Origin of the sequence: uncultured Nevskia sp., from assembly GCF_903885465.1 — a bacterium.
Taxonomy (GTDB): Bacteria; Pseudomonadota; Gammaproteobacteria; order Nevskiales; family Nevskiaceae; genus Nevskia.
In genome coordinates this window covers 1-5,287 of the sequence record NZ_CAISIQ010000337.1, presented here as the reverse complement: position 1 = coordinate 5,287, position 5,287 = coordinate 1, and the positions used below count along the sequence as shown (strand labels likewise).

The following is a 5,287-nucleotide window of genomic DNA, read 5'->3' as shown; positions in this document are numbered from 1 at the left end:
GGGCGCAGCCGTTCCGGGTCATGGAACATGGCCTCCAGGACGCGGCGCTTTTCAGGGTCCTCCAGGTCGGCGACCTCGATGCGGTGCTCCTTCTTCACGCTGTTGGTGAAGTTGGTATGCACGATGATCGACTGAAGGTCCGACACGACCAGCAGCGGCGGATTCTGGAGGGCGTCCGCGTACATCTTCAGTTGCTTGTAAGCCTCGTTCAGGTCCTTGTGGGTCCCCTTGGCTTCCCAGCCGAAGAATCCGCGCTTCCAGGCATCTGCCCAGCCCTTCCGGCCTCCCGTCTTGTCGGCGCCGTACTCGAACGCGAAAGACGTGCCCTCTGCATCGGCTTCGCGTGGCGTCGGGTGCCGAAACAGCCGACACAGGTCGATGAAGAACTCCTGTGCGTTCTGTCGCTCTTTACCGCCGCCCTTCCACTTGGCAATGAAATCCGAAGCTGTCACTGGTTCCCCGTCCGTTTTTCGTTAGTAGGCCGCCCTTCTGGTTTCGGGGACGGTCCTGAGGTTATGAGTTAGACGCTTAGGAGGGCGCTGCGGCCGCCCTTCGGCAAGTGCCGATAGAGCGTGCTGGCGGCGATACCAAGCCGCTTGGCGACATCTTCGACGGTGTTTGCTTCATCCGCCAACAGGGTCCGCGCCTGATTCAATGCCTTTGCGCTGACCTTGAGCGGGCGGCCCCCTTTCTTGCCGCGCGCGCGCGCTGCGGCGAGGCCCGCCATGGTTCGTTCCCGGATCATGTCGCGCTCGAACTCCGCGAGACTAGCGAACAAGTTAAAGATCAGGCGGCCCGTTGCGCCGCTTGTGTCGATCTGGTCACGGATGGAGCGAAACTCGATCCCGCGCTCCTCCAGTTCCCGGACCATGTTCCTGAGGTCGTCCAGGTTGCGGGCTAGGCGGTCAAGCTTCCACACGACCAGCGTGTCCCCTTGGCGCAGGGCCTTGAGCGCTGCTAAGAGTTCGGGCCGGTCCCTGGTGCCCCCAGATAGCTTGTCGGTGTAAATCGTCTCGCAGCCGTCCGCCTTCAAGGCATCAATCTGCATGTCTGTGTTCTGGTCGACGGTCGACACTCGGGCATATCCGACACGCATTGCGCTTCCTCCTGAAACCCAAAGGGGTGGGTGGGTTATCGAGAGGATATTATGGGAGAGTGTTTCGAGAGGCTATTAGGCGACGAACGGCGCGCTTTGGGATGTCTCCCGTAAACCGTCGTTATTGGGATGTTTCTGCTCGTTGGCTGTGAAGCAAGCGTTCACAGGTGTCTCTCCGGTTTCCTCTCGCCCTCGCAACACTGACCCCGGAGGTAGAGGGGGAAGTTGTCTCGTCGCTGCACTTATATTGAGGGTTCGGATTTCTGGCGAAGACTACCCGCTATGAAGCTACCAGTTGTGTTTGAAGTTAAAGAAAACACTACTGGTTGTGGTCTATGGGTTGCGGTGCCACACAAATATGTTAATAATTACATGGTGGCACTGAAGCGCATTCGTTCGTCAACCAATATGAGGCCGTCAAATGGCAACTAACAGAAAGCAGTCTTCTCCGCAGCTTGCATCTACCGCCGCCGCAGCACTCCAAGACCCCACATCTTCTGCTACCAACCGCCGTCTCGCGGCTTCGGTAGTGGCACAGGCTGGAACCCCTAAGCAGACGGGAGCAGAGATGGAGGCGTTCGCAGGCAAGGTATTGCAAAGTCCGAAGTACTCGGATGAAACCAAGGCTTTTGCAGCGAGCCTCGTTTCGCAAGCGAACAAGCAGCGCTGATGTTTGTCCGCGCCGGCAGGTGATAGGAGCCCGCTCGGCGCGGAGTCTTTCAAGCGGCAAGCTACTCGCAACACTGACGGAGTTTGTACGGCACCTCAGCTACAATACGCGGCTTAAGTCCTACGATGTGGTCCACCTAGGTGGTCCGCGCATAGAATGTCGAGCGTCTGCAACACATTGATTTAAAGTAAAAATTGCTGAGAAAGGCACGCACCGAATAGGGTTCGAGTCTCGCCTTTCGCACCATTTTTTCGGGGCTGTCTGAAAGGTCCGGTGGACCTTTCAGCCGAAAAGATCCGGAGCAAAGCGGAGGCAGCTGTTCTGGCCTTTCGCAGAAAAAATACAGATCGCCCGCCCAGAGCGAAGCGGTCGGAAAGATCATCACCACCTTTACAAGAGTCTTTGAACGATGGAAGTCCAAGTCGAAACCGCCGGCGGTCTGACGCGCCGGCTGCATGTCACGATCCCGGCCGATCGCTTTGAACGCGAAGTTGGCGAGCGCCTCAAGCGCCTCGCGGGCCGCGCTCGCGTGCCGGGCTTCCGTCCGGGCAAGGCGCCGCTGAAGGTCATCCAGCAGCAGTACGGTGCTGATGCGCGCAATGACGCGGTTGGTGAACTGGTTCGCCAGACCTGGCCGGAAGCGCTGACCCAGTCGACGCTGCAGCCGGCCAGCTCGCCGAATTTCAATGTCACCGCGGAAGCGGTCGGCCAGCCGCTGGTCTACACCGCCAGCTTCGACGTGTTCCCGGAGATCACGCTCGGCGACCTTAGCCAGATCAAGATCAGCCGCCCGGTCGTTGAAGTGACGGAGGCGGATGTCGATCGTCTGGTCGACAACCTGCGAAAGGCGCGCCGTACGCTCGCAGTTGCCGAACGCGCTGCTCAGGCTGGCGACGTGGTGACCGTTGATTTCGAAGGCAAGCTGGATGGCGAAGCCTTCCAGGGCGGCAAGAGCGACAACGCTTCAATCGAGATCGGCGAAGCGCGCTTCCTGCCAGATCTGGAAAATGGCCTGATCGGCCACGCGGCTGGCGAAACCTTCGATGTGGCGGTCAACTTCCCGGCCGACTATCGCAATGAAGCCCTGGCCGGCAAAGCCACGGTGTTCACCATTTCCATGAAGGAAGTGCGCGAGCCGAAGCTGCCGGAACTCGATGAAGAGTTCCTCAAGGTTCATGGCATCGACGAAGGCGGCGCCGAAGCACTGCGCAGCAAGTGCCGCGAAGCGCTGGAAGCCGAACGCACCAAGGCGGTCACCGCGCGCGTCAAGCGTGAAGTGATGGACCAGCTGCACGCGATGCACCCGATCGATGTGCCGGCCGGCCTGGTCGGCGAAGAAGTTGACCGTATGCGCACCGAGACGATCAACCGCATCGGCGCCAATCGCGGTAACGACATGAGCAAGATGAAGCCGGAGCAGCTGAAGGCGATGCTGCCGGGCGAAATGTTCGAGCCGGGCGCCAAGGGCCGTGTTGCACTGGGCCTGCTGGTTGGTGAAGTGATCACCTCGCGGCAGATCAGCATCGATCCGGCCCGCGTCGATCTGGCGCTCGACAACATCGCTGGCGATTTCGAGGATCCGGAAGAAGTGCGCAAGCTGTATCGCTCACGCGAAGATCTGATGCAGCGCCTGCGCAGCGTCGTGCTCGAGGAGCAGGTTGTCGAGACTTTGGCCGCCGGCGCCCAGGTGACCGATGAGCCGATGTCGCTCGAAGACCTGTTGAAATCACAGCAGCAGGCCCAACCTGCGTAATGGTGCAGAGCAATCTGCACGCGACCGTTCCGGCCTCAGCGCTGGAACGGTCGCCCGACTTGACCCTTAACCTGGAAATCCGATGACTGACCTCCGCAACCGCTCGCAGCTGGTCCCGATGGTGGTCGAGCAGACCGCCCGCGGAGAACGTGCGTACGACATCTATTCGCGCCTGCTGAAGGAGCGCGTCGTGTTCATCGTTGGCCCGATCGACGACTACATGGCCAACCTCGTCGTCGCCCAGCTGCTGTTCCTTGAATCGGAAAATCCGGACAAGGACATTCACCTCTACATCAACTCGCCTGGCGGCGTGATCACGTCGGGCCTGTCGATCTACGACACCATGAAGTTCATCAAGCCGGACGTGTCGACGATGTGCATCGGCCAGGCGGCCAGCATGGGCGCCTTCCTGCTGTCGGCCGGCACCAAGGGCAAGCGCTTCGCGCTGCCGAACTCGCGGGTCATGATTCACCAGCCGTCTGGCGGTGCTCAGGGCCAGGCGACGGATATCGAGATCCAGGCGCGGGAAATCCTCTATCTGCGGGAGCGGCTGAACCGTCTGATGGCGGAACACTGCGGCCAGCCGATCGAAAAGGTCGCGGCCGATGTAGAACGCGACTATTTCATGAACTCCGAACAGGCCAAGACGTACGGTCTGATCGACAACATCATCGACAAACGGGCTCAGGCTCCCGTCGCGAACTGAGTGCTGATCTGCAGCAATTCAGGGCCGCGTCGAGAAGTTGACGTTTCGCTGCCCTGATTGCGAACAGAACTTGCAGTCATTTTGCTGTCATACGACATGATGCTATAAGGATTCAAGAACCTTGATTGAGGTTGGAAATGCCTGACAACGTACGCAGCGGCACCCAGGGTGGTCGCGTGCTGTATTGCTCGTTCTGCGGCAAGAGCGAGCACGAGGTTCGCAAGCTGATCGCAGGTCCGTCGGTCTACATCTGCGACGAATGCGTGGATCTGTGCAACGACATCATCCGCGAGGAAGTCCACGCCAAGCCGCAGGTCAAAGGCTTGCCGAAACCGCAGGAAATCCGCGCGGTGCTGGACGAGTACGTCATTGGCCAGGATCAGGCCAAGAAGGTGCTTTCCGTCGCCGTCTACAACCATGACAAGCGCCTGAGCCAGAAGGGTTCGAGCGATGGCGTGGAACTGTCGAAGTCGAACATCCTGCTGATCGGTCCAACCGGTTCGGGCAAGACCTTGCTCGCCGAAACGCTGGCTCGCCTGCTCGATGTGCCGTTCGCGATCGCCGATGCCACGACCTTGACCGAAGCCGGCTATGTCGGTGAGGACGTCGAAAACATCATTCAGCGCTTGCTGCAGAAGTGCGATTACGACGTCGAGAAGGCCCAGCGCGGCATCGTCTACATCGATGAGATCGACAAGATTTCGCGCAAGAGCGAGAACCCGTCGATCACTCGTGACGTGTCCGGCGAAGGCGTGCAGCAAGCGCTGCTGAAGCTGATCGAAGGCACCATCGCCAGCGTGCCGCCGCAGGGCGGCCGCAAGCATCCGCAGCAGGAATTCCTGCAGGTCAACACGGCCGGCATCCTGTTCATCTGCGGTGGTGCGTTCGCCGGCCTCGACAAGGTGATCCAGAACCGTACCGAGAAGACCGGCATCGGTTTCGGCGCCGACGTGAAGTCGCAGAAGGACAGCCATCAGGTCAGCCGCATGCTGCTTGGCGTCGAGCCGGAAGATCTCATCCGTTACGGCCTGATTCCTGAATTCGTCGGCCGCCTGCCGATGC

At 60.0% G+C, this 5,287-nt stretch carries 6 protein-coding genes; 4 read left to right on the top strand and 2 right to left on the bottom strand.

Annotation, left to right across the window (positions count from 1 at the left end; genetic code table 11):
- On the bottom strand, positions 1-452 hold a 452-nt coding region (locus QZY06_RS13195; protein WP_295685170.1), incomplete at its 3' end, for a type IIL restriction-modification enzyme MmeI.
- 68 nt (positions 453-520) lie between these two features.
- Positions 521-1,096, bottom strand: coding sequence for a recombinase family protein (locus tag QZY06_RS13190; protein ID WP_295685168.1), 576 nt, complete (start codon positions 1,094-1,096; stop codon positions 521-523).
- A gap of 421 nt (positions 1,097-1,517) precedes the next feature.
- Between QZY06_RS13190 and QZY06_RS13185 the strand changes: the two genes are divergently transcribed.
- From QZY06_RS13185 to clpX, 4 genes are all read left to right on the top strand, one after another.
- On the top strand, positions 1,518-1,766 hold the full coding sequence (locus QZY06_RS13185) for a hypothetical protein (protein WP_295685166.1): 249 nt from the start codon (positions 1,518-1,520) through the stop codon (positions 1,764-1,766).
- Positions 1,767-2,175: 409 nt separating this feature from the next.
- The gene (tig, locus tag QZY06_RS13180) at positions 2,176-3,519 is read left to right on the top strand and encodes a trigger factor (protein ID WP_295685163.1); all 1,344 of its coding nucleotides are present in this window, start codon (positions 2,176-2,178) and stop codon (positions 3,517-3,519) included.
- Positions 3,520-3,601: 82 nt separating this feature from the next.
- On the top strand, positions 3,602-4,225 hold the full coding sequence (gene clpP / locus QZY06_RS13175) for an ATP-dependent Clp endopeptidase proteolytic subunit ClpP (RefSeq protein ID WP_293392510.1): 624 nt from the start codon (positions 3,602-3,604) through the stop codon (positions 4,223-4,225).
- 137 nt (positions 4,226-4,362) lie between these two features.
- Positions 4,363-5,287: ATP-dependent protease ATP-binding subunit ClpX (gene clpX / locus QZY06_RS13170; protein WP_295685156.1), on the top strand; the 925-nt coding region annotated here is incomplete at its 3' end.

Bases quoted from the DNA above. Each gene is read 5' to 3' on its own strand.
- QZY06_RS13190 (WP_295685168.1), bottom strand. From the start codon at position 1,096: ATGCGTGTCGGATATGCCCGAGTGTCGACCGTCGACCAGAACACAGAC.
- QZY06_RS13185 (WP_295685166.1), top strand. From the start codon at position 1,518: ATGGCAACTAACAGAAAGCAGTCTTCTCCGCAGCTTGCATCTACCGCC.
- tig (WP_295685163.1), top strand. From the start codon at position 2,176: ATGGAAGTCCAAGTCGAAACCGCCGGCGGTCTGACGCGCCGGCTGCAT.
- clpP (WP_293392510.1), top strand. From the start codon at position 3,602: ATGACTGACCTCCGCAACCGCTCGCAGCTGGTCCCGATGGTGGTCGAG.